The organism is Natrinema salifodinae (assembly GCF_900110455.1).
In the GTDB taxonomy this organism is placed as follows: Archaea; Halobacteriota; Halobacteria; order Halobacteriales; family Natrialbaceae; genus Natrinema; species Natrinema salifodinae.
On the sequence record NZ_FOIS01000002.1, the window covers coordinates 528,538 to 551,373 of the forward strand.

The 22,836-nt window shown below is 67.3% G+C and carries 24 protein-coding genes; 13 read left to right on the top strand and 11 right to left on the bottom strand.

Translation table 11 applies throughout. The features are described from left to right. The first annotated feature begins 4 nt into the window (after positions 1–4). Both BMY29_RS07970 and BMY29_RS07975 read left to right on the top strand, forming a co-directional pair. Positions 5–1,036: an NAD(+)/NADH kinase gene (locus tag BMY29_RS07970; RefSeq protein WP_049988650.1), complete on the top strand. Its 1,032-nt coding sequence runs from the start codon at positions 5–7 to the stop codon at positions 1,034–1,036. Between the two features lie 77 nt (positions 1,037–1,113). Next, entirely contained in the window at positions 1,114–1,623 is a 510-nt protein-coding gene (locus BMY29_RS07975; protein WP_049988651.1) for a VOC family protein, read from the top strand. Between the two features lie 72 nt (positions 1,624–1,695). Here the strand turns inward: BMY29_RS07975 and BMY29_RS07980 are convergent, their stop codons facing one another. Beyond that, positions 1,696–3,633, bottom strand: coding sequence for a 2-oxo acid dehydrogenase subunit E2 (locus tag BMY29_RS07980; RefSeq protein WP_049988652.1), 1,938 nt, complete (start codon positions 3,631–3,633; stop codon positions 1,696–1,698). A gap of 296 nt (positions 3,634–3,929) precedes the next feature. Between BMY29_RS07980 and BMY29_RS07985 the strand changes: the two genes are divergently transcribed. The 3 genes from BMY29_RS07985 to BMY29_RS07995 all read left to right on the top strand — a co-directional run bounded on the left by BMY29_RS07985 (position 3,930) and on the right by BMY29_RS07995 (position 7,571). Further along, on the top strand, positions 3,930–5,834 hold the full coding sequence (locus tag BMY29_RS07985; RefSeq protein ID WP_049988653.1) for a 2-oxoacid:acceptor oxidoreductase subunit alpha: 1,905 nt from the start codon (positions 3,930–3,932) through the stop codon (positions 5,832–5,834). A gap of 3 nt (positions 5,835–5,837) precedes the next feature. Then, positions 5,838–6,773 carry a thiamine pyrophosphate-dependent enzyme gene (locus tag BMY29_RS07990; protein ID WP_049988654.1) on the top strand — a complete coding sequence of 312 codons (936 nt, stop codon included), beginning with the start codon at positions 5,838–5,840 and terminating at the stop codon, positions 6,771–6,773. Positions 6,774–7,169: 396 nt separating this feature from the next. Beyond that, positions 7,170–7,571: a hypothetical protein gene (locus BMY29_RS07995; protein ID WP_074854670.1), complete on the top strand. Its 402-nt coding sequence runs from the start codon at positions 7,170–7,172 to the stop codon at positions 7,569–7,571. Between the two features lie 104 nt (positions 7,572–7,675). Here BMY29_RS07995 and BMY29_RS08000 read toward each other — a convergent pair whose 3' ends face one another. Together BMY29_RS08000 and BMY29_RS08005 are read right to left on the bottom strand one after the other, a co-directional pair. Continuing rightward, a complete protein-coding gene (locus BMY29_RS08000) occupies positions 7,676–8,851 on the bottom strand; it encodes a LolA family protein (protein ID WP_049988655.1) in 1,176 nt (391 codons plus the stop codon). A gap of 130 nt (positions 8,852–8,981) precedes the next feature. Continuing rightward, a complete protein-coding gene (locus tag BMY29_RS08005) occupies positions 8,982–9,296 on the bottom strand; it encodes a hypothetical protein (RefSeq protein ID WP_049988656.1) in 315 nt (104 codons plus the stop codon). Positions 9,297–9,438: 142 nt separating this feature from the next. Here BMY29_RS08005 and lrpA1 point away from each other — a divergent pair, with 142 nt between their 5' ends. The 4 genes from lrpA1 to BMY29_RS08025 all read left to right on the top strand — a co-directional run bounded on the left by lrpA1 (position 9,439) and on the right by BMY29_RS08025 (position 12,128). Beyond that, on the top strand, positions 9,439–9,867 hold the full coding sequence (lrpA1, locus tag BMY29_RS08010; RefSeq protein WP_049988657.1) for an HTH-type transcriptional regulator LrpA1: 429 nt from the start codon (positions 9,439–9,441) through the stop codon (positions 9,865–9,867). A gap of 103 nt (positions 9,868–9,970) precedes the next feature. Further along, complete coding sequence (locus BMY29_RS08015) at positions 9,971–10,471, top strand: SRPBCC family protein (RefSeq protein ID WP_049988658.1); 501 nt, start codon at positions 9,971–9,973, stop codon at positions 10,469–10,471. A gap of 80 nt (positions 10,472–10,551) precedes the next feature. Then, complete coding sequence (locus BMY29_RS08020; protein WP_049988659.1) at positions 10,552–11,160, top strand: nitrous oxide reductase accessory protein NosL; 609 nt, start codon at positions 10,552–10,554, stop codon at positions 11,158–11,160. Between the two features lie 62 nt (positions 11,161–11,222). Then, the gene (locus BMY29_RS08025) at positions 11,223–12,128 is read left to right on the top strand and encodes a DMT family transporter (protein ID WP_049988660.1); all 906 of its coding nucleotides are present in this window, start codon (positions 11,223–11,225) and stop codon (positions 12,126–12,128) included. 26 nt (positions 12,129–12,154) lie between these two features. Here BMY29_RS08025 and BMY29_RS08030 read toward each other — a convergent pair whose 3' ends face one another. Further along, positions 12,155–12,997, bottom strand: a complete 843-nt coding sequence (locus BMY29_RS08030) for a beta-keto acid cleavage family enzyme (protein ID WP_049988661.1) — start codon at positions 12,995–12,997, stop codon at positions 12,155–12,157. Then, a complete protein-coding gene (locus BMY29_RS08035; protein WP_049988662.1) occupies positions 12,994–13,263 on the bottom strand; it encodes a hypothetical protein in 270 nt (89 codons plus the stop codon). Before BMY29_RS08035 ends, BMY29_RS08030 begins: the two co-directional genes overlap by 4 nt. Before the next feature lie 134 nt (positions 13,264–13,397). Here BMY29_RS08035 and BMY29_RS08040 point away from each other — a divergent pair, with 134 nt between their 5' ends. The 3 genes from BMY29_RS08040 (at position 13,398) to BMY29_RS08050 (ending at position 16,709) form a co-directional block, all read left to right on the top strand. Further along, positions 13,398–14,360, top strand: a complete 963-nt coding sequence (locus BMY29_RS08040; RefSeq protein ID WP_049988739.1) for a ring-cleaving dioxygenase — start codon at positions 13,398–13,400, stop codon at positions 14,358–14,360. Positions 14,361–14,422: 62 nt separating this feature from the next. Continuing rightward, positions 14,423–15,346: a 2-dehydropantoate 2-reductase gene (locus BMY29_RS08045; RefSeq protein ID WP_049988663.1), complete on the top strand. Its 924-nt coding sequence runs from the start codon at positions 14,423–14,425 to the stop codon at positions 15,344–15,346. Positions 15,347–15,482: 136 nt separating this feature from the next. Further along, the gene (locus BMY29_RS08050) at positions 15,483–16,709 is read left to right on the top strand and encodes an iron-containing alcohol dehydrogenase family protein (RefSeq protein WP_049988664.1); all 1,227 of its coding nucleotides are present in this window, start codon (positions 15,483–15,485) and stop codon (positions 16,707–16,709) included. Between the two features lie 48 nt (positions 16,710–16,757). On the opposite strand, the gene BMY29_RS08055 is transcribed toward BMY29_RS08050, so the two are convergent. From BMY29_RS08055 to BMY29_RS08075, 5 genes are all read right to left on the bottom strand, one after another. Then, entirely contained in the window at positions 16,758–19,103 is a 2,346-nt protein-coding gene (locus BMY29_RS08055; protein ID WP_049988665.1) for an MEDS domain-containing protein, read from the bottom strand. A gap of 73 nt (positions 19,104–19,176) precedes the next feature. Further along, positions 19,177–19,908 (bottom strand): 7-cyano-7-deazaguanine synthase QueC, encoded by a 732-nt coding sequence (gene queC / locus BMY29_RS08060; RefSeq protein WP_049988666.1) that lies wholly within the window; start codon positions 19,906–19,908, stop codon positions 19,177–19,179. A 30-nt stretch (positions 19,909–19,938) separates the two neighbouring features. Next, complete coding sequence (locus BMY29_RS08065) at positions 19,939–20,733, bottom strand: 7-carboxy-7-deazaguanine synthase QueE (protein WP_049988667.1); 795 nt, start codon at positions 20,731–20,733, stop codon at positions 19,939–19,941. A gap of 1 nt (position 20,734) precedes the next feature. After that, entirely contained in the window at positions 20,735–21,220 is a 486-nt protein-coding gene (locus BMY29_RS08070; protein WP_049988668.1) for a 6-pyruvoyl trahydropterin synthase family protein, read from the bottom strand. 231 nt (positions 21,221–21,451) lie between these two features. Next, on the bottom strand, positions 21,452–21,808 hold the full coding sequence (locus BMY29_RS08075) for a winged helix-turn-helix domain-containing protein (RefSeq protein WP_049988669.1): 357 nt from the start codon (positions 21,806–21,808) through the stop codon (positions 21,452–21,454). A gap of 148 nt (positions 21,809–21,956) precedes the next feature. Between BMY29_RS08075 and BMY29_RS08080 the strand changes: the two genes are divergently transcribed. Beyond that, entirely contained in the window at positions 21,957–22,640 is a 684-nt protein-coding gene (locus BMY29_RS08080; protein WP_049988740.1) for a competence/damage-inducible protein A, read from the top strand. A 40-nt stretch (positions 22,641–22,680) separates the two neighbouring features. Here BMY29_RS08080 and BMY29_RS21590 read toward each other — a convergent pair whose 3' ends face one another. Further along, a complete protein-coding gene (locus BMY29_RS21590; RefSeq protein WP_275041243.1) occupies positions 22,681–22,809 on the bottom strand; it encodes a hypothetical protein in 129 nt (42 codons plus the stop codon). Positions 22,810–22,836: the final 27 nt, after the last annotated feature.

Here is a 22,836-nt window from a genome sequence, read left to right on the forward strand (position 1 = left end):
GCACGTGACCACCATCGGTCTGCTCGTCAACCCCGCCGCGGGACGGGATATCCGCCGGCTCACCGGCGGTGCGAGCGTCGTCGACAACTACGCGAAACGGCGGGTCGCCGAGTGCGTCGTCGACGGCCTGGCCGTCGCGGGCGACCGCCCCGAGGTTCTGGTCATGCCCGACCGGGCCGGGATCGCCGAGCACGCGGTCGCGGAGGCCCCCGCGGACGTCGAGGCCGCGACCCTCGAAATGCCCGTCGAGGAGACCGCGGCTGACACCCGGCGAGCGGCGGCCGAGTTCCGCGACGCGGTCGATGTCGCGGTCGTACTGGGCGGCGACGGCACGACCCGCGACGCCGCGCTCGAACTCGGCGACGTGCCGCTCGTGGCCGTCTCGACCGGGACGAACAACGTCGTCCCCGCGGCCGTCGACGGCACCGTCGCGGGCGCGGCCGCGGCCCTGGTCGCGACGGACGCGGCGTCCCCCGACGCGGTGACGACCCGCCACGAGATGATCGAGGCCCGCGCCGAGACCCCGACCGGCGAGCGCGGGCTGACCGGCCTGGCCGCCGTCGAAGTCTCCTCGAAGTCGTTCATCGGGACCCGAGCGCTGCTCGATCCCGACGACCTCCGCGGTGGCCTGGTCTCGCGGGCCCACCCTGGGGACGTCGGCCTGCCAGCCGTCGCGGGCGCGCTCGAGTCGGTCGCGCCGGCCGATCCGGGCGGCGTCGCGCTCCGGCTCGCCGATCCGGACGCGACGCCCCGGTCGGTTCGAGCGATCGTCGCGCCAGGCGTCACCGCGGAGATCGGTATCGGATCGGTCGAGCGAGTCGCTCCTGACGAGCCCGTCCGGTTCGACGTGCCGGACGGCGTCGTCGGCGCCGACGGCGAGCGCGAACTCGAACTCACGGACGCGATGGTCGAACTGACGACCGTCCCGGACGGGCCGCGCCTGGTCGACGTCGACGCCGCGCTCGCGGCGGGCGCGCGAAACGGCGGCTTCGACGCCGCCGAGGTCGCCGCCGTCGACGAGATGAGCGGGGAGTGAGGGCGGTAGCCCGTTCCGACCCGCCCCCGGCGCGGCCAAAGAATTACTTCGACTCTCGTGGTACCGTTCGCCCCGATATGTCAATCGGTGACGCCCCACAACTAGACGTCGAGATCCCCGAACTGTCCCAGGTCGCGTTCGTCGTCGAGGACATCGAGGACGGGATGGACCGCTTCGGCTCGATCCTCGGGATCGGTCCCTGGCAAGTCCACCGCTTCGAGCCGCCGGCCCTGTCCGATCGTACCTTCTGCGGCGAGTCCGCCGAGTACTCGATGGTGCTCGCGCTCGCCCAGCTCGGGGACACGATGATCGAACTGATCGAACCCCTCGAGGGACCGAGCCTCTACACGGAACACCTCGAGGAACACGGCGAGGGGCTCCACCACGTCGCCTGTTTCGCCTTCGACGACCCCCACGCGGTCGTCGACGCGTTCGAGGACGCGGGAATGCCGGTCGTCCAGAGCGGCGACTACGCGGGCACCGAGTTCTGGTACTTCGACACCGCCGCGGAGCTCAACGGCGCGATCTTCGAGACCGCAGCGAACGTCGACGCGATGCCGGAGCCCGACCGGACGTACCCGGAATAGCGGCCGGCAGACTGTGGGCGGGCGGCCACGACCGCTCGCACGGATTCGGGCTCCGGTCGCGGGACCGCGGGCTCAGAGCTGATCCCAGGTGAGGTTCAGGTCCAGATCCGCCCGAAGTAACTGCGAGACGTGACAGCCGCGCTCCGCGAGGTCGACGATCCGCTCGAGAGTCTCGTCGTCCTCGTCCGAATCGATCTGGATCGTCGCCTCGATGCGCTCGACCGAGCCCTCTTCGGGCGCCGCATCGACGTCGACCCGGATTTCGTCGACCGCAGCGTCGCGCTTGCTCGCCTGGTACCGCGCGCTCAGCGAGAGACACGACGCGAGCCCGCCGAGGAAGACGTCGACCGGGGTCGGACCGGTCTCGGTGCCGCCGCTTGACTCGGGTTCGTCGTAGGACCACTCGAAGGAGCCGGCTTCGATGCGACCGCGCATACCCTCGGGGTTCGCCGCGGAGACGCTGCGGCCGGGCATCTCCGTTTCCGCGTCGGCTCCGGCGGGACCGCCGTCGACCTCGGCCGCCTCGGATTCGCTCTCGGCTGCGACTCCGCCGGCCCCGTCCGCCGCGTCGGCGGCCTCGGCGACGGCGTCGGGCAGGAGCGGCCACGGCTCGGCGACGTGACCGACGAGGGTCTCGAGGAACCTGGCGGCGTCCGCGCCGTCGACGACCCGGTGGTCGAACGTAAGATCGAACGGGAGGTGGCGCCGCCACTCGACGCCGTCGTCGTCGCCGCGGGTCGGCCGCTCCGCGACGGCGTCGACGCCGAGGATGGCGACCTGCGGGGGGTTGATGATCGGATCGAACGACTCCACGCCGAGGACGCCGAGGTTCGTCACGGTGAACGTCCCGCCCTGGAGGTCGTCCATCGTGTAGTCGCCGCTGACCGCGCGGTCGACCAGGTCCCGGCGCTCGTCGGCGATTTCGGCCAGCGACTTCTCCCCGACGTCGGGGAGGACCGGTGCGATGAGCCCCTGTTCGACGTCGACGGCGATCCCGAGGTTGCGTTCCGACCAGTGCTTGTGGACGTCGTCCTCGAACGTCGCGTTGAAACCGGGATGCTCCGCGAGCGTCGCCGAGACGGCCCGAAGGAGAACGTCCTGAACCGAGACGTCCGTCTCGAGGACGTCGGACGCAACGTCGGCGGCCGCGAACAGCGCCTCGGCGTCGGCCTCGCGGTGGACCGTGACGTGGACGGCTTCGCGGTAGCTCTCGCTGAGCCGCGAGGCGATCGTCCGGCGCATCCCGTCGAACGGGCGCTCCTCGTCGAGGGTTCGGGGTGCGGCTCCGCCCGCCGTCGCGTCAACCGCTGCGGGTTCGCTCTCCGCGGCGGCTTCGACGTCCGACGCGGAGATCGCGCCCTGGTACCCCGTTCCCTCGACGGTCGAGAGATCGACGCCCAGTTCCTCCGCGCGTTTGCGCGCCCGCGGGGACGCGTCCGGCTCGCTACCGTCTTCGTCCCCGGTGTCGGCCTCTTTTGCCGCCCGCTCGACGTCCGCTTCGCTGATCGACCCCTGGTAGCCGGTCCCCTCGACGGTCGTCAGATCGACGCCCAGCGCCGCCGCCCGCTCCCGTGCGCGGGGCGAGGCCTTGATCTCGTCGGCCGACGCGCCGTCGCCGTCCGTTGTCTCCGCGTCGGCTCCGCCGGCAGCCGACGGCTCGGCGGCCTGGTCGTCCGCCGCGGGTTCGATCTCGGTTTTCGGGCCGTCCTCGAGTTCGACGTTCGCCTCGAGATCCGCCGTCGCCTCGCTCTCGAGCCCCGAGATGTCGCTCTCGGGCGGCGCGACGATGCCGATCGGCGTCCCCGGCGGGACCGACTCGCCGGCCTCGAGGTACGTCCGCCGGAGCGCGCCGTCCTCGCGCGCCTCGACGTCTGCGACGCTCTTTTCGGACTCTACCTCGGCGATCAGATCCCCCTCGGACACCGAGTCGCCCTCGTCGGCGGCCCAGTCGAGGAGCGTCCCCCGTTCCATCTCGAGACCCAGCTTCGGCATCCGGACGATGTATCCCATGGGTGAACACACCATGAAACGAGTGTAAAAGCTATCGTCCGTCGAGCTGCCGAACGGACCGCGAGCGCCGCTCGCGTCCGGAGTAGCGGGATATCGGAAAGAATTCAGATTCAGGTTCTCTGTACAAATGAGGACAATCATGAACGGGTTACTCACCTACAATAATGATTTTTAATACATATTTTTGAATGTACGTCAATTCTTCACGAAAGATCCTTGGTAATCTATAGCAAAGGCTTTAGGTTCGGTCGAACGAAAATCTTGCCACGGTTGGCCAATCGGCCACTGATCCACCTATGAGCAGCGACGAACTTATCTGGCGAATTGCGGGGGGTTCCGGCGACGGAATCGACTCGACGAGCCAGAATTTCGCAAAAGCGCTGATGCGCTCGGGGCTCGACGTATTCACCCATCGACACTATCCGTCGCGGATCCGCGGCGGCCACACCTACGTCGAGATTCGGGCCGCAGACCACGAGGTACAGTCACGTGGTGACGGCTACAACTTCCTGCTCGCGCTGGGCGACTCGTTCGCCCGCAACCCGCAAGAAGAAGCCTACTACGGCAACGAAGAGGTCAAACCCCTCTCGGAGAATCTCGATGATCTCCGCGAGGGCGGGGTCATCATCTACGACGAGGGCCTCGTCAGCGAGGAGGACGTCGAGGCGCTGGACCTCGAGGCCCGTGCCGAGGAGAACGACTGGCACGTCTACCCGATGGACCTCCGGTCGCTCGCGCGAGACCACGGCCGCGAGGTCATGCGCAACACTGCCGGCGTCGGCGCGACCGCCGCGCTGCTGGATATGGACCTCGAGCACATCGAGGACCTGATGGAAGACGCCATGGGCGGGGAGATCCTCGAGTCGAATCTCGATATCCTCCACGAGGCCTACGAGATCGTCGAGGAGGAGTACGACTTCGAGCACGACCTGCGCGTGCCCGAGGGCTCCCACGAGACCGAACAGGCGCTGCTGTCGGGCTCGAACGCGATCGCCTACGGCGCGATCGACGCCGGCTGTCGGTTCATCTCCGGCTACCCGATGACGCCGTGGACCGACGTGTTCACCATCCTCAGCCAGAACTTCCCCGACATGGGCGGGATCTCCGAGCAGGTCGAAGACGAGATCGCCGCCGCGGCGCTGGCCGTCGGCGCGAGCCACGCCGGCGTCAAGGCCATGTCCGGGTCCTCCGGCGGCGGCTTCGCACTAATGTCCGAGCCGCTCGGCCTCGCCGAGATGACCGAGACGCCGCTCGTCCTCATCGAGGCGATGCGCGCCGGTCCCTCGACCGGGATGCCGACCAAGCCCGAACAGGGCGACCTCGAACACGTCCTGTACACGAGTCAGGGCGACTCCCAGCGCGTCGTCTTCGCGCCGGGTAATATCGAGGAGGCCTACGAGCAGACCCGCCTGGCCTTCGACATCGCGTGGGACTACCAGATTCCGGTCATGCTCATCTATGACCAGAAGCTCTCCGGCGAGAACACCAACGTCGACGTCGAGTTCTTCGACCGCGAACCTTCGCCGGACCTGGGCTCGACGCTGACCGAGGAAGAGCTTCGCGAGGCCGCCCACGACAACTCCGGGAAATTCAAGCGCTTCGACTACGAGAACGCCGAGGATGGCGTCGCGCCGCGCTCGCTGCCCGGTCAGAAGGGCGGCCGGTACCTCGCGACGGGCAACGAGCACAGCCCCGTCGGCCACATCAGCGAGGACCCCGACAACCGCGTCTACCAGATGGACCGGCGCCTCGAGAAGCTCGAGTCGATCCGCGAGGAACTCGACGAGGAACGCGAGTCCAACCAGACCTACTTCGGCGACGACGACGCCGAGTACGGGATCATCACGTGGGGCTCGAGCCAGGGCGCGGTCGAAGAGGCCATCGCCCGGCTCAACGACAACGGCCACTCGGTCAAGGGGCTGAGCGTCTCCGACATGATGCCGTTCGCCGAGCAGGAGGTGACGGAGTTCTTAGAGAGCGTCGACGAGGCGATGGTCGTCGAGATGAACGCCACCGCGCAGTTCCGCGGACTCCTGCAGAAGGAACTGGGCCAGTTTGGCGAGAAGCTGACCAGCCTCCTGAAGTACAACGGCAACCCCTTCGAGCCCGCCGAGATCGTCGAGGGCTACGAGGTCAACCTCGCTGAGGAGGACCGCGAACCGACCGCACAGGTACGAATCGAACCCGCTGCAGGTGACTAACCCATGAGTGCATTCAACGCAATCGGTGAGGAACGGGAGATCGACCGGGACGAGTTCACCCCCGGCGTCGAACCGCAGCCGACCTGGTGTCCGGGATGCGGTGACTTCGGCGTCCTGAAGTCGCTCAAGCAGGCCCTGCCGGAAGTCGGCAAGACGCCCGAAGAGGTGCTGACCGTCACCGGGATCGGCTGTTCCGGCAAGCTGAACAGCTACCTGGATACCTACGGCTTCCACACGATCCACGGGCGCTCGCTGCCCGTGGCCCGCGCCGCGAAGCTCGCCAACCCCGACCTCGAAGTCATCGCCGCCGGCGGTGACGGCGACGGCTACGGGATCGGCGGCAACCACTTCATCCACACGGCCCGGGAGAACCACGATATGACCTATATCGTGTTCAACAACGAGATCTTCGGCCTGACGAAGGGCCAGACTTCGCCCACGAGCCCGAAGGGTCACAAGTCCAAGACCCAGCCCTCGGGCAGCGCGAAGACGCCGATCCGGCCGCTGTCGCAGTCGCTGACCGCCGGCGCGAGCTACATCGCTCGCACCGCCGCGGTCAACCCGAACCAGGCCAAGGAGATCATCAAGGAGGCCATCGAGCACGACGGCTTCGCACACGTCGACTTCCTGACCCAGTGTCCGACCTGGAACAAGGACGCCCGACAGTACGTCCCCTACGTCGACGTTCAGGAGTCCGACGATTACGACTTCGACGTGACCAACCGGACTGAGGCCGCCGAGATGATGCGCGAGACTGAGGACGTCCTCAACGAGGGGACCGTTCTGACCGGCCGCTACTACGTCGACGAGGACCGGCCGTCCTACACCCAGGAGAAGAAGGCCGTCGGCGAGATGCCCGACGAGCCCCTGGCCGAGCGGTACTTCGACGACGACGCCGAGTGGGAGCGTAGCTACGACCTGATCGACCGTCACAAGTAACGAGCGCCGAGTAGCGACGACGCGGCGGAAGTCGCGTCGATACAGCCACCTGCCGTCCGTTCTTTGACGCCGTCTATCGCCGTCGAGCGGTAAGTCCGGGGGCCGTCGATCGCTGCAGAGCGGCTCGCGCCTGATCCGGTCCCTACCGCCGACGGTGACGGACCGCGGATATCAGCGTCGCCGGCCAGGCGACGGAACCGATCGTCGACACCCATTCGGTTACGGCGCTCAGAGCCGGTACTAGTAGCATGGGGTGTTTTCTTCCCCCAGAATGGAAATTAAATATTCTATTTCTATAGGTGAAGGGGAGCGAGTTTGTATATAAGTATGAGAGAATTGTTAGTGATTTCTGCTGGTAGGTCGTCTATTTATACCGGATAGGGTGCGGTTTCTGGTATGGGTGAACTGGAGGTGCGGGCTGAGAATGGACAGCGGGTCATCGAGGGATGGGATACCGTTTTCAAGGCCCTTGCAGCAGAACCGCGCCGCCAACTCATCGTTTCGCTAGTAGATGCGCCAGCAGACCAACCAGTTCCATTACCGGAAAGTGCGATAAACCCTAACGTTCCTGCCGATCCCGAAAGACTTCGACAGGAGTTACGGCATCAACATCTGCCGCTGTTGGGTGATCAGGGATTCATCAACTGGGAGACTGACCCGTTGATAGCATCGCGTGGCCCACAGTTCGATCACGTTTCTGTCGTATTTAAGGCACTACACGAAACCTCGACTGACATTCCAGATTCATTAGTGATCGGTTGTCAACGGCTTGAACGGGAACGACAGGAAAATCTATAGGCGGATCCCATTTCGATCGCGGTCCATTCGCACACGTACGTACCGAACTAGCCGCTCCCGCCTCGCTACGTACTGTGAATAAGAGACCATGCTACCGACAACTGTTAACAGCCCGTCGGCAGCGACTCGCCGACCGTCACGGCCGTCTCGGTCCCGTCGTCGACGGCCCGATCGACGAACACCGAATAGTACCTATCGCCACAGGACCACTGCAGTTCCGTCCCTTCGTCGGTCTCGGCGATCGTTCCCGTCGCGGAGCCGATCGCGATCGCGTCGCCGCCGGTCGCGAACCGCCGCGGCCCGTCGCTCGTCGTGACCGCCACCGTCCCGCCGTCGTCGGTCCGGTACTGCAGGGACACCTGCGTCCGGTTCTCGTCGGGGAACTCGTAGCCCGTCACCGAGTCGAGTTCGACCCCGGCGGGCAGCACGTCCGCCGGCGGCTCGGCGACCGCGAACGGGACGGCTTCGGCGGCCTCGTCGACGGCCTCGTAGGACTCGATCGACGGGAACGAGACGTCCTCGACATCGCCCTCGTCGGCGCCCACTGCCGCCGGATCGAACGCGAACCGCTCGTCGTCGATCCCCTCGTCGATCGCGAGGTCCCGATACGTCGTCTCGAACTCGATGCCGTCGCCTTCGATCGCGTGCTTGACCGGGAACAACGTCGCCTGGTCGTACCAGACCTCGACGCGATCGGCCCCTCGCTCGACGGGAGCGCCCTCGCTGGTCGTCAGGGGCACGACGTACTCGGTGTCCTCGATCAGCACGCTGATCGAGCGGTCGATCGTCTCGTTGTCCGGGGGATCGAACGCGACGCGGTAGGTCTCCCGTCCGTCGAGGGTCGTCTCTTCGATTTCCGCGACGTCGTAGGCGTCGAAGTACCGCTCCTGCTGGGCGTAGAGGCCCTCGAGAAACGGCGTTGCCGACGGGTCGGTCTCGAGGCGGGTCGCCCAGTTGGCCGACGCGTCGTAGTGCCACCGCCGCTCACCCTCGTCGACGATGATCACCTCGGATCCGGTCGTGCCGGTTTCGATCCGGGCCGCGCCGTCGGCGCGGAGCCAGACGTCCTCGGTAGAGGCCGTCGTCTCGCCGTCGATCGTCCGCTGAACGGTGACCGTTGCGGCGACGTCGGCCGGCGGTTCGGCGGCGCTCAATTGCTCCTCGAGATCGTCCGTCGTCGGACCGTCGTTCGGCAAGGCCACGCAGCCCGCCGTCAGGAGGACGAACGTCAGCGCCAGCGCGGGGAGGGCAGCTGGAACGCCGGTATCGCCGGATAACATGTTACATTTCACGCTAGTGCGCCGTTATCAATTCATCGATCCGGTCGAGAAACGAAGGACACGGAAGAACGATTGCACGGGCAACGGCCGACGACAGCAGATGGGCGAACCTACGGCGGCCACGAGAGGCTCACTCTCCGGCACCGAACCCGCCGGCGAACAGCTTCGAGAGGTAGCTCAGGACGAGCAGAGCGACGACCAGGCCGGCGAGCAACTGGGGCTGGAAGCCGTGGCGGAGCTCGCGAATCCCGTAGGCGACGACGAGCAGCCCCATGACCAGGGCCGTTCCTCCGGCCCACCGCGCGGCGTATGCGGGGTCGACCGACTCGTCGTAGTTCGCGTGGAGATCGACGCGGCCGCGAAACGCGATGAGCGAGGCCAGGCCCAGGATCGCGAGCCCGCAGACGATCCAGACGGCGCCGCTGATGAGGTTCGGATCGACCATTCCGATGGTGACCCTGGGTGCAGCGACCGAATAAGTCCGGCGGTCGCCCCGCCGCAACCGCCGGCTCGCGGGTGCTTCCGATTGGATATCCGTCGTTTTCGTATACAAAAGATATTTTTCTGCCGGAGCAAAAGGTACGTCCATGAGTACCCAGGCGACGGAAGATCGCATCCTCGAGGTTCTCGAGGAGGACGCCCAGGCGTCCTACGCCGAGATCGCCGAGCGGGCGAACGTCTCGAAACCGACGGTGCGCAAGTACATCAACCAGCTCGAAGAGGATGGCGTCATCGTCGGCTACTCGGCCGATATCGACCCGAAGAAGCTCTCGAGCCAAACGATCGCGATGGTCGGAATCGACGTCGCGAGCGAACGCTACGTCGAGGCGACGAAGGCGCTCAAGGATCTGGATCAGGTCGAAGCGCTGTACAGCTCCAGCGGCGACCACATGCTGATGGCCGAGGTGCGCGCCGAGGACGGCGACGCACTCGGTGAGATTATCTCCGGGGACCTGCTCGAGATCGACGGCGTCACGGCGGCCCACCCGTCGTTCCTCCAGGAGCGACTGAAGTAACGCGCTCGGTGCTCAGTACCCGATCCGCCGTCGCCGGCGACCGGACTCGAACCGGAACTGGGACCCACGTTTTCACGCTGGCCGCTGTAGATACGGCCGATTCATGCCGACGTACAAACGCGAAACGACCCTTCGGGCGCCGCTCGACGACGTCTGGGCGTTTCACTCCCGCATCGCCGGTCTCGAGGCGGTGACCCCCGACTGGCTGGCGCTGCGCGTCGAACGCGTGCTCGGTCCGGACGGCGAGACCGATCCCGACGCGCTCGAACCCGGATCGGAGGTCGCGCTGTCCGTCCGGCCGTTCGGCGTCGGACCCCGCCAGCACTGGACCTCCGTGATCACGGACCGCGAGCGCGACGCCGGAACCGCGTACTTCCGCGACGAGATGGTCCACGGCCCGTTCGACCGCTGGGAGCACACCCACGCGTTCTACGCCGACGGGGACGACACGCTGCTCCGCGACCGCGTCGTCTACGAACTTCCGCTTGGCCGCCTCGGTGACGCGGCCGCACCGCTCTCCCAGCTCGGCTTCGAAGCCATGTTCCGAGAACGACATCGCTTAGCGAAATCGGAACTCGAGTCCGGAGGACGGAGCGACGGGTGAGCCGACGGCGGCCCGCACGAACCCGTCGGGGTCGATACTCGAACCACGCTGGTTTTGCTCGCTGATGCAGTAGGAGTGGTATGACCGGACGCGACGGACTCGAGCGGCGACGGCTGCTCGGGCTCCTCGGGGCGAGCGCGACCGCGGCGGTCGCGGGCTGTCTCGTCGACTACTCCGAGGGCGAAGACGGGAGCGAGGACGACGGCGACGACCAGGCTCAGGTGTACGAACCGACCCACGAGGACGTCGAAGCGGGACCGATCGAGTTCGTCGACACGCAAGGCTGTGCGGTCTGTAGCATGACCCCGACCAACTATCCCCGCCGGCAGAGCCAACTCGTCCACGAGAACGGCCAGGCGGCGGTCTTCGACTCGCCCGGCTGTCTGTTCGCGTACATCGCCTCGTCGACGCCCGACTCGCCGATCGCGGACGCCTGGACGACCGACTTCGGGACGCGGGAACTCATCGATGCGACCGAGGCGCACTTCGTGCTCATCACCGACGAGGACGCGGCCGACGACCCGATGGGGATCGATCCGCGGCCGTTCGCCGACCGCGAGGACGCCATGGCGTTTCTCGACGAGTGGGAGGCCGAGGAGCTGACGGAAGACGACGTCATGGTCGGGATAGACGACGTCGACCTCGAGACGGCGTCGATCTACCGCGGGAAGCGCCTGCCCGACGAGTAGGATCGAACTCGACGGCGGTCCCTTTCGGAATCGGTTTGGTTCTCCGAGCGAGTCCGACTGACGTGTCCGTCGATCGCGAGGTCAGCGAAGTCACGCCGGCGGCCGCCCTCGCCGTCGCGGTGTTCGCGGCGAGCACCAGCGCGATTCTGGTCCGCTGGAGCGCGGCTCCGAGTTCCGTCGCGGCCTTCTACCGGGTGTGCTTCACCACGGCGCTGGTCGCACCCCTCGCCCTGGCTCGCCACCGCAGGGCCTTCGCGCGGCTCTCGCGACGCGACCTCGCCGGGGCCGTCGTCGCCGGCGTCGCGCTGGCCGTCCACTTCGCCGCCTGGTTCGAGAGCCTCGACCACACCAGCGTCGCGGCCAGCGTCACCATCGTCCAGAGCCAACCCATCTTCGTGGCGCTCGGCGCCGCCCTCCTGCTCGGCGAACGGGTCGGGCGCGCCACGGTGGCGGGCATCGCGGTCGCGGTCGTCGGCGGCGCCGCGATGTCGCTCGGCGACGCTGGACGAGCGCCCCTCTCCGACGCGACGCTGTACGGCAACGCGCTCGCGCTGCTGGGCGCGGTGACCGTCGCCGGCTACGTGCTCGCCGGACGGTCGATCCGTCAGCGAGTTCCGCTATTTCCGTACGTGACCGTCGTCTACGGCGTCTGTACGGCCGTCTTACTGCTCGTCGTCGGCGCGCAGGGCCACGCCTACGTCGGCTACCCCGCCCGCGAGTGGCTGCTCTTCCTCGGCCTGGCCGTCGGCCCCGGCATCGTCGGCCACACGGTGAGCAACTGGGTGCTCGAACACCTCGAGTCGGTCGTCGTCAGCGTCGCCTGGCTGGGCGAGCCCGTGGGCGCGACGCTGCTCGCGCTGGCGCTGCTCGGCGAGGTGCCAGATGCGATCACCGTGGTCGGCGGGGTCGTCGTACTCGCGGGGATCGCGGTGACGACGCTGGATCGCGAGCGACGGGGCGGCGTGTGATCGCGCAGGAGCCGCTCGGTCCTCGGTCAGAGCCCGAGAATCTCCCGCGCCTGGCCGGGCGTCGCGACCTCCCGCCCCAGTTCTTCAGCGACGCGGCCGACGCGCTCGACTAGCTGCGCGTTGCTCTCGGCGAGTTCGCCTCGGCGGTAGTAGACGTTGTCCTCGAGGCCGACGCGGACGTGGCCCCCGAACAGCAGCCCCATCGTCGCGAACGGCAGCTGGTGGCGGCCGAAGCCGAGGGTATTGAACAGCGCTCCCTCGGGGAGGTTGTCGATCTGGTTCAGGAAATTTCGGGGCCGGGGCGGGGTTAACGTCCCGGGGCCGAAGATCAGCGTCGCGTAGACCGGCTCGGCCAGGTCCCGGCGCTCGAGCAGCCCGTGGACCTCGTTCAGGTGGCCGTCGTTGAACACCTCGAGTTCGGGTTTGATCCCGCGGTCGACCATCGCCGCGTGCAGCGAGTCGACCAGGCCGCGCGTGTTCTCGCTGGTGAGGTGCTCGTAGCGGTTCAGCGGGCCCATGTCGAGTGAGGCCATCTCCGGCGGCGGATCGGTGCGCAGCGGGAGGTGGCGATCGCCGTCCGGCGCGCCCGTGCCGCCGGTGGAGTGCTGGATGATTACGTCGTTGGCGTACCGGCGGATCGCGTCGTCGATCTCCTGGAACCGCTCGGTCGCGAAGGTGCGCTCGCCGTTCGGCCGACGCGCGTGGACGTGGACGACCGACGCGCCGGCGGCCTCGGCGTCGGCCGCGGCCATCCCGATCTCCTCCGGCGTCTCCGGGAGGTGCGGCGTCGTCTCCTTCCCGTGGACGCCGCCAGTCAGCGCCGCCGTAACGATGACCGGCTCGTCGGCGAGGAACTCTTGGTAGGTCACGCGTCGTCGCCCTCCGTTTCCGCCGTTCCGTTCGGTTTCACGGATGGAACGTCCGCGCCCGCCGGCGAGGCGTCGTCGGCGTGCTCGCGGTAGATCTCGCAGTCACGGTCGTGAGTCAGGTCGTAGCGGTCGTTGCAGATGTCGGCCCGCATCGGCTGGACGAACCGGTCGGCCGCCGTGCAGTAGGCCCGCGGCTCGTCGAACGAATCGTGGTCCCGGTCGGGATCGTCGGACCCGTCGCGGTACGCCAGGTATGGACAGCCCATACGCCCCGTTACGGCTGCGGGATGTTAACGGTCCTTGCCGACCGAGCGTCGCGGTCTATCGGGCGGTAACATCCGCGTCACCCGGTGACGCGGCCGCGAGCAAACGATTCAAGGCGAGAGCGACTATGGACGGTATGTCACTGAACACGCCCGGACTCCACCACGTCACGGCGATCGCCGGCGACCCGCAGCGCAACGCCGACTTCTACGTCGGCACCCTCGGCCTGCGGTTCGTCAAGAAAACGGTCAACCACGACGATACGGGAACCTACCACTTCTACTTCGGCGACGAAGAGGGCACCCCAGGCACGAACATCACCTTCTTCCCCTGGACCGATCGGGGCCGCCAGGGTCGGTTCGGCGCCGGCCAAACGCGGACGACCGCCTACGGAATCCCCGCGGACGCCGTCGACTACTGGCGCGACCGCCTGGCGTCCGCGGACGTCGAGTTCGAGGAAGCCGAGCGGTTCGACGAGACCGTCCTCCGATTCGCGGATCCGGACGGGATCGAACTGGAACTCGTCGCGACCGACGCCGAGTTCGACGCGACGCCCTGGGAGGGCGGTCCGGTTCCCGAAGAACGCCAACTGCGGGGCTTCTACAACGTCACGCTCGCCGTCGACGAGTTCGGCCCCACCGAGCAGATTCTGACCGAGGTGCTCGGTTACGAACTCGAAGCCGAGGACGAAAGCGAGGGACGGCGGTGCTACCGCAGCGCGACCGGCGGGCCGGGCTCGCTCGTCGACCTGATCGAGACCGACGCCGGCCGCGGGCGGATGGGCGTCGGAACGGTCCACCACGTCGCATTCGAGGCCGAGAGCGTCGAGGAACAGGAGCGCTGGCGCAAGGCCTTCGCCGATCAGGGGCTCGCGCCCTCGGAGGTCATCGACCGGAAGTACTTCCAGTCGATCTACGTCCGCGAGCCGGGTGGCGTCCTCTTCGAGATGGCGACGACCGGCCCGGGCTTCACCGAAGACGAGGATCGCGACGAACTGGGCTCGCGGCTCGCGCTGCCCGAGTGGCTCGAGGATGAACGCGAGCAGATCGAGGCCCAACTGCCGGCGTTCGACGGGCCGACCGTCGAGTCCGAGGACTGAGTTCGAATCGGTGCGGGAACGAGTCCCACAATCTCTTTGACCGACCCGTTCGAACGGCCGGTATGAAATTCGCTGTCTTCGGCGCCGGCGGCGTCGGCGGCTACCTCGGCGCCCGCCTGGCCGACGCAGGGCACGACGTCCACCTCGTCACGCGGGGCGAGCACCTCGATGCGCTCCAGGCCGACGGGCTTCGAGTCGAGAGCATCGCGGGCGACACAGCGGTCGAACTGCCGGCGACCGACGACCCGGCCGACATCGGCCCGTGCGACTCCGTCCTCTTCTGCGTGAAAGCGCACGATACGAAGACGGCCGCTGCAGACCTCGAGCCGCTGCTCGAGGAGGAGACGGCCGTCGTCTCCGTCCAGAACGGCGTCGACAACGAGCGCTGGCTCGCCGACGAGATCGGCGACGAGCACGTCGTCGGCGGCGTGGCCTACATCTTCTCGACGATCGGGGCGCCAGGCGTCGTCGAACACACCGGCGGGCCGGCGCGGTTCGTCTACGGCGAACTCGACGGCCGGCGGACGGACCGGATCGAGGCGCTCGACGGCGCGCTGTCGGCAAGCGAGGGGATCGACGCGGTGCTCGCGGACGACATCCGCGTCGAACTCTGGCGGAAGTTCGCGTTCATCTGCGCGCAGGCGGGGATGACGGCGACGACGCGGCTCCCGGTGGGCGAACTCCGCGAGACCGACGCGTCCTGGGAGATGTACCGCCGCATCATGGCGGAGGTCTGCGCCGTCGCGCGTGCGGAGGGCGTCGACCTCTCCGAGGACACCGTCGACGAGTGGCTCGACTTCGCGCACGACCTCGACCCGGAAATGTACTCCTCGCTGCACTACGACCTGACCCACGACAAGCGGCTGGAACTCGACGCGCTGCACGGCTCCGTCGTCCGCCACGCGAGCGACGTCGGCGTCGACGTCCCGATGAACGAAGCCGTAAACGCGATCCTGCGGCCCTGGGCCGAACGAAACGAGCGATAGCGCGGAATCGATCCCGGACCGGCGGACGCCCGCGATACCGGGGTGTCGATCGCGGACGCCGTCGCGACGCGAACCCGACGAAACGTCAGTCGCCGGCTCGCTCCCTTTTAACACCGCGTCCCTCGTACCGAACGGCATGTCGCTGTCCTACTCGAACGACCGCGTCGCGTCGTTCCGATTCGAGTACGAGCCCACGGCGATCAGGTTCGGCGCCGGTAGCGCCGATGAACTCGAGGCGGAACTCGAGCGCCAGGGCCTCAACCGCGCCCTGGTCGTCTGCGGCGAGACCGTCGGCAGCACGCCAGAAGTGATCGATCCGGTCCGCCGTGGCCTGGGCGATCGCCTGGCCGGCGTGTTCGACGAGACGACGCCCGCGAAGCGGCTCGGAACCGCGATAGAGGGCCGCGAGCGGCTGCGCGAAGCGGACGCCGACGTCCTCGTGAGCCTCGGCGGCGGCAGCAGCTTAGACGTCGCGAAGGTGACCAGCACTCTGGCGGCGAGCGACCGGTCTGCCGAGGACGTCTACGGTGAGTTCGCCGAGCGAGGAACGATCACCGTCCCCGACGACGGCCTGGTGCCGATCGTGGCGATCCCGACGACGCTGGCCGGGGCCGACCTCTCGACGGTGGCCGGCGTCACCGCCGGTCCCGATACCGGTCCGGTCGACGAGGAGATCGGCGGCGGCATCGGCGATCCGGGGCTGATGCCGGCCGCGGCGGTCTACGATCCGGAACTGGTCGCGACCACGCCCGAGTCGGTGCTCGCGGGCTCGGCCATGAACGGCTTCGACAAGGGGATCGAGACGCTGTACGCGAGCAACGCGACGCCGGTCACCGACGCGACGGCCGGACACGGACTCGAGAAGCTCGAAGACGGGCTCCGAGCGTTCGGCGAGGGGAATCGCGAACTCGAGGTCTTCGAGACGATCTTAGAGGGAATCGTCCTCGTCCAGTACGGCATCTCGCGGCCCGAGGAGACGACGCTCTCGATCATCCACGCCTTCGGCCACGGACTCACGCGCACTTACGACGTCCAGCAGGGGGCAGCCCACGCCGTCGTCGTCCCGCACGTCCTCGAGTACCTCTTCGAGCAGGCGGACGTGGACGCGCGGTCGGGGATGCTCGCGAGCGCGCTCGGCGTCGACAACGCCGCGGACCACGAGGCCGCGGTCGTCGACGCGGTCGCGGAAATTCGGGACGCGCTCGATCTCCCCTCGCGGCTGCGAGACGTCGACGGCCCCCGACCCGAGGAATTCACCGCCGTCGCGGAGGCGATCCTCGCGGATAGCTTCATGGCGAACGCGCCGCCGGGGCTCGATCCCGCCGTCGACGAGATCGAAGCCGTGCTCGAGGCGGCCTGGTAGTCCAGTTCAGGACCGCCCCGGAATAGCGATCGATAGCGAGAAATCAGCTCACGCCGACGAAGGGGGAAGCCGAACGTAGAACGTCGAGCCCTCGCCCGGTTCCGATTCGACCCGGATCTCCCCGTCGTGGCGTTCGACGATCCGCTTGCAGAGCGCCAGGCCGATGCCGGCGCCGTCGTACTCCCTGCGGCTGTGGAGGCGCCCGAACACCTCGAAGATTCGCTCTTGCTGGTCCGTCTCGATGCCGATGCCCTCGTCGCGAACGGCGACGATCCAGTCCGCGCCGTCTCGCTCGGCCGAGAGCTCCACGCGCGGCGGTTCGTCGCCGCTGTACTCGAGCGCGTTCGAGATCAGGCTCCGGAACAGTCGGTGCAGTTGGTTCGGGTCGCCGGTGACCCGCGGGAGAGCGCCGGCTTCGACGTCCGCGTCGCGCTCCTCGATTCGGAACTGGAGGTCGGTCAGAACGTCGTCGAGCACGTCGTCGAGGTCGACCGGTTCGAAGGGCTCGCCCTGCGTCTCGATCCGCGAATAGGCCAAGAGGCCGTCGATCATCTCGCGCATCCGCTCGGCGCCGTCGATCGCGTACCCGAAGAACTCCTGCCCGTCCTCGTCTAGGGCCGACTCGTACCTGCTCTCGATCAGCTGGAGGTAGCTCGAGACCATCCGCAAGGGCTCCTGGAGGTCGTGGGAGGCCGCGTACGCGAACCGCTCCAAGCGCTCGTTCGACCGTTCCAGCCGCTCGATCGCCTCCTCGAGTCGGCGCTCTCGCTGGCGTCGCTCGAGCTCGTACTGCACCCACTGGCCCATCAGGTGGTGGAACGTCCGGTCGTCGTCCGAGAATCCGTTCTCGCGGGGGTCGCTCGAGACGAAGAAGAACGTCCTGTCGAGGGCGTCCTCGATCTCGAGGCGCGTCCCGAGGTACGACTCCACGCCGAACTCCTCGTAGGCCATCGTCCCCTCGAAGCCGCTGCGTTCCGGGTCCGTGATACACGCCGTGGTCTCGTCGTCTTCGCCGGCGAACACGCGGCAGTACGTCTCCGAGAGGGCGACCTGCGCGCCCGGTCGCAGGTGCTCGTGGTCGCCGCTGACCGCCTCGACGACGAACCGATCGGTCTCGGGATCGATCCGGGCCAGGCCGCCCAGTTCGAGGTCGAACCGCTCGCAGCCGAGGTCGAAGACCGCCTGGAGCTTGTCGTCGAACGAGCGGTCGGGATCGGCCGCGATCTCGTACAGGCGGCGCTGTGCGCGCTCGCGTTCCTTCCGCTCGCTGACGTCGCGGACGATCGCGAGCATGCAAGGACGGCCGTCGACCGTGATACGGGAGGCCGATATCTCCGCCGGAATCGGGTCGCCGCGCTTGGGGCGACAGGTGAGGTCGTCGGTCCAGCCGGAGCTCTCCTCGAACACGGTGTCGACGAACTCGCGGAACTCGTCTAGCTCGTCGGGGTGGCAGTCGGAGGGACCGAGCGATAGCAGTTCCTCGCGGGTATATCCGAGCATCTCGCAGCCGGCCGGGTTGGCTTCGAGGATCTCGTCCGCGTAGGGATCGTTGATGAAGATCGCGTCTTGACTGTTCTCGAAGATCCCCTCGAAGTGGTCTTTCAGCCGCTTGAGCTCCGCCTTGCCGGTCGTTCGCTCGCGCAGCGTATGCGTCATTCGCTCGACCTCGCGGGCGGTATCCTCCGGGCCGAAGAACTCCTCGGGCGGCGTGTAGTAGACGTTCTCGGAGACGACGCCGTCGTGGACGAGGAGCGGATGCGTGCGGATCACGTCGTAGATGACCGCGTCCGGGAACCGCTCGCGGTTGTACTGACAGAGGACGGCGTAGTCCTCGTCCCGGTACACGTCGTTGAGGACCGACTCGTACTCGGTCAGCAGATCGAAATCGGCGTTGACGTCGGCGGCGGCGTCATCGTCGCCGGAAAGCGCCCACGTCATCTCCGCGGCCGCCCTGATCCCCGCGTAGTCGCCCTCGCTGGTGGCGTCTTCGAGCGACTCCTCCCAGAACCGGACCATCGCGTCCCGATCGAACTCGCCGGTCCGCCGGTACGTGTCCGACGGCGTGACCACCGAGAGCGCCCCGGAGTCGAGGGCCGCGTCCACGTCGATGCCGCGCTCGGCCATCGCGTTCAGGACCGCGTCCCTGGGGTTCTCGTCGGCGACGTACAGACACCGCTCGTCCCGTTCGAGTCCCTCCTCGATGAACGGGATCGCGGCCGCGAACTGCTCGTCGCGGTCCTCGTAGAGGAGTGCGTAGTGATCGGTCGAATGGTCCGCGTGTCCGTGGGGCGGCTCGGGCGGCCCGCGAAGCGCCGCGTTTTCGCGAACGGCGTCGAAACCGGGGTTGTGGCCGAACCCACTGTGTCGATCACCGTAGTCCACCCGCTGATTCATTACTGGCCGTTCCTCGGGCAGCCCATTAAATGTGAAGGGCGCGTGAATCAGTCGGTCCGGAGAACGATACGAACTACGCCTGGTCGACGTACGACGGCCGCTCGGCGTACTCGATCGGGTCGCGGACGCCGACGTTCTGGAACGCCTGGAGGCGGAACGCGCAGGCGTCGCAGGTACCGCAGGCGGGCTCGTTCTCGCGGTAGCAGCTCCAGGTGTGCTCGTAGGGAACGTCGAGGTCGACGCCGCGCTCGGCGATATCGGTCTTCGACCATTCGACGAACGGCGCTTCGATGGCGATCTCGGTCTCGGGTTTCGTCCCGACGTCGACCACGTTTTCGAAGGCCTCGAAGAACGCGGGTCGACAGTCGGGATACCCTGAGAAGTCCTCGCTGTGGGCGCCGATGAAGACCGCGTCGCAGTCGTTGGCCTCGGCGTAGGAGACGGCCATCGCGAGCAGGTTCGCGTTCCGGAAGGGGACGTACGACGTGGGGATCTCGTCGCTCTCCATGTCGGCGTCTTCGACAGCCATTTCGTCGTCGGTCAGGCTCGAAGCACCGATGGCCGAGAGGTGGCCGGTCTCGATCTGCAGGAAGTCGGCCGCATCGAGTTCGTCGGCGAGCCGGCGAGCGCACTCGAGTTCGCGGTCCTCGGTGCGCTGGCCGTAGGAGGTGTGCAGCGCGTAGATCTCGTAGCCCCGCTTGCGGGCCTCGTAGGCGGCCGTGGCGCTGTCCATGCCCCCGGAAAGGAGGACGACGGCGCGTTTCGAAGGCGATTCGTCGGTCGCAGTACTGACGTCGTCTGACATAGCTCGGATCGTGTGCGGTTAGTTCGGCGGTTACGTTTCGGGCGCGTCGTTCCAGAGGTCGACGTGCAGCCGCGGCGTGTACCGGAACCCGTACTCCATCGCCAGGTCGGCGACGCGCGTCCGGGTCTCCGCGAGCCGGTCTCTGGTCGCCCCTTCGGGCATCAGGAGTACGTCGTCGTCCCGGATCGGGACGTCGGCGACCGCCCGGAGGTCCGCGAGCAGGTCGCAGATCTCCGGCATATCGTCTTCGTCGGTCACGACGAACTTCAGCTGGAACTCGTAGTCCTCGACCAGGCGAGCGAGCGTCTCGAGGTCGATCCGGTCTCGCTCGTGTCGGTCTTCCCACTCGCCTTCGCCTTTCGGATCGCGCTCGGGCGTGGGCGTGCTGCTCTCGAGTTTTGGGCTGATCGAGGCGAGGTCGATCGGCGCGTCCCGGTGGATCGTCCCGTTGGTCTCGACGGTAGTGTGGTACCCCCGGTCGTCGAGCGCCGCGAGCAGTTCGACGCTCTCCTCGTGGATCAGCGGCTCGCCGCCGGTGAGGACCACGTGGTCGGCGTCGTGGGATTCGATCTCCGCGAGGATTTCCTCGAGGGGCAACCAGGCGTGGGTCGGCTCCCAGGAGGTGTGGTAGGAGTCGCAGAACCAACACCGGAGGTTGCAGCCGCTCGTGCGGACGAACACGGAGGGGACGCCGGCGAGCGTGCCCTCCCCTTGCAGCGAGTAGAACAGCTCGTTGATCGGAAGTCCGTCGCCGGACGCGTCGCGCTCGGCGTCGGTGTCGGCCTCGGCCTCGCCATCGAGGTCGACGGAGTCGGAGACCGGCATCTCAGAACTCGCCGCCCCCGCCGCCGCAGAGTTCACTCGTCTCGCTGACGTCGACGGCGACGTCGGTGATGGTTTCGGGTAGCGCCGCGGCGAGTTTCCGCTCCAAGACGACGCTCATCACCTCGGCCGTCGGCGGATGGTCGAGGACGACGACCGCGTCGTCGTCGCCGGCCGCCTCGAAGGCCTCGATAAGGGGATCGCCGGCCTCGAGCAGGAACTTGTGATCCCACTTGTATATTACGTCGGTAATATCGCCTTTGTCGGCGATCCACCCCTCCTCGGTGAGCCGGCCCGCGAGCGTAACGGTGATCTCGTAGTTGTGACCGTGGGGTCGCGAGCATTTGCCGTCGTGGTGTCGGATCCGGTGGCCCGTACTGATCCTGATCGGCCGGTCGCGGCCGACGCGAAGCACGCGGCGGCTGCCGACGAGTTCATCGTCGGTCGTCCCGTCGGCCCCGCGCTCGCGGTCGTCGACTGACTCTGTCATACTTCGGTATCCTCACGAGAATACTTAAGGATGACCGACTGTCGGTGAGCGCGGGATCGACGCCTGGCCCGCAGGACGGAAGACGAGAATCGAGGTACCAACGCGGTGATCGGATCGATCGCGTCCGATCGAACCGAAAACCCGAGATCCGAACCCAAACTTGAACTCCGCTCGAGTCTCCGCTCCCCCGGTCGGCGACGACGCAGCGAGAATCGATCGGCGACCGCGACGTCAGTCTTCGAGCTTATCCTGGAGCTTGTTTTTGGCTTCGGTGCGACGTTTCCGCGAGAACGCGGGCGCGTCGTCCGAGAAGTCGATCTCGATCTCGTCGAGCGTTCGCCGGTAGATGTTCGTCCGGCGCCCTTGTTCGGAGAGTTGTCGTCCCTCGCAGGTTAACAACCCCGCGTCGACGAGTTCCTCGATCCGGCGATAACAGGTCGCGATCGGGATCTCGATATCCTCGCTGAGTGCCTGTGCCGACTTCGGCGTCCCCGCCGCACAGAGGATCTCCGCGCTGTATTTACTCCCCAGCGCAGAGAGGACCGCAGCGGAATCCGCGTCGTCTTGTGTCGTCCGACTCCGAGACATCGTTCCCCCGTTACTAAGTATCAAAATTGAATCTTATGGTTACCGAGAATACCGCTTTATATGAGTGTTGCTGTTAGTGACCGGTCCGATCGCTGACTGTCGCGATCGCGGCGAGACGCATTTGGGCACCCGGAGCGAAGGACTCGACATGAACGTCGCGGTCGTGACGGTCGGGGACGAACTGCTCGCCGGACGAACGACGGACACGAACGCCACTTGGCTCTGCGAACGGCTCGCCGATCGCGGCGTCGACGTCGAGCGCGTCACCACCGTTCCAGACCGGGTCGCCGACATCGCCCGCGTCGTCAACGAGTACCGCGCCGAGTACGACGCCGTCATCGTCACCGGCGGCCTCGGTCCGACCCACGACGACGTCACCATGGACGGCGTCGCGGCCGCCCTCGGCCGCTCGCTCGAGGACCACGAGGAAGCCCTCGCCTGGCTCGCGGAGGACGGCTACACTCGCGACGACCTCGCGGCGGGCACTGCCGAACTGCCGCGGGGCGCTCGCGCGTTGCACAACGAGGCTGGCGTTGCCCCCGGCGTGGCCGTAGACGGCGTCTACGTGCTGCCGGGCGTCCCGTCGGAGATGAAGGCGATGTTCGAGACGATCGCCGACGAGTTCGAGGGGACGCCGACGTACCGGGAGGCGGTCGTCGCCGACGAACCCGAGAGCGCCCTCCTCGATCGGATCGCCGACCTCCGCGAACGGTTCGACGTCTCCGTCGGGAGCTATCCCGGCGAGTCCGTCCGGATCGAACTCACCGGCACCGACGAAGCGACCGTCGCGGACGCGGCCGCCTGGCTTCGCGAGCGGGTCGACTCGCCGTAATCGTCGGTTCTCTCTGTGCCGTACTCGACTCGCGGGCCCGTCAGCGGTAGAAGTACGCGACCCAGGCGATCGTGACGAGCAGGCTCAGGGCAAGCGCGCCCCAGCCGACCGCGGTCATCGGGAGCTCCGTTTCCGTCGCGAGGACGGTGGCGTCGTACAGCGTGTTCATGGGTAGCGATCGGTCCCCGCCCCTCTT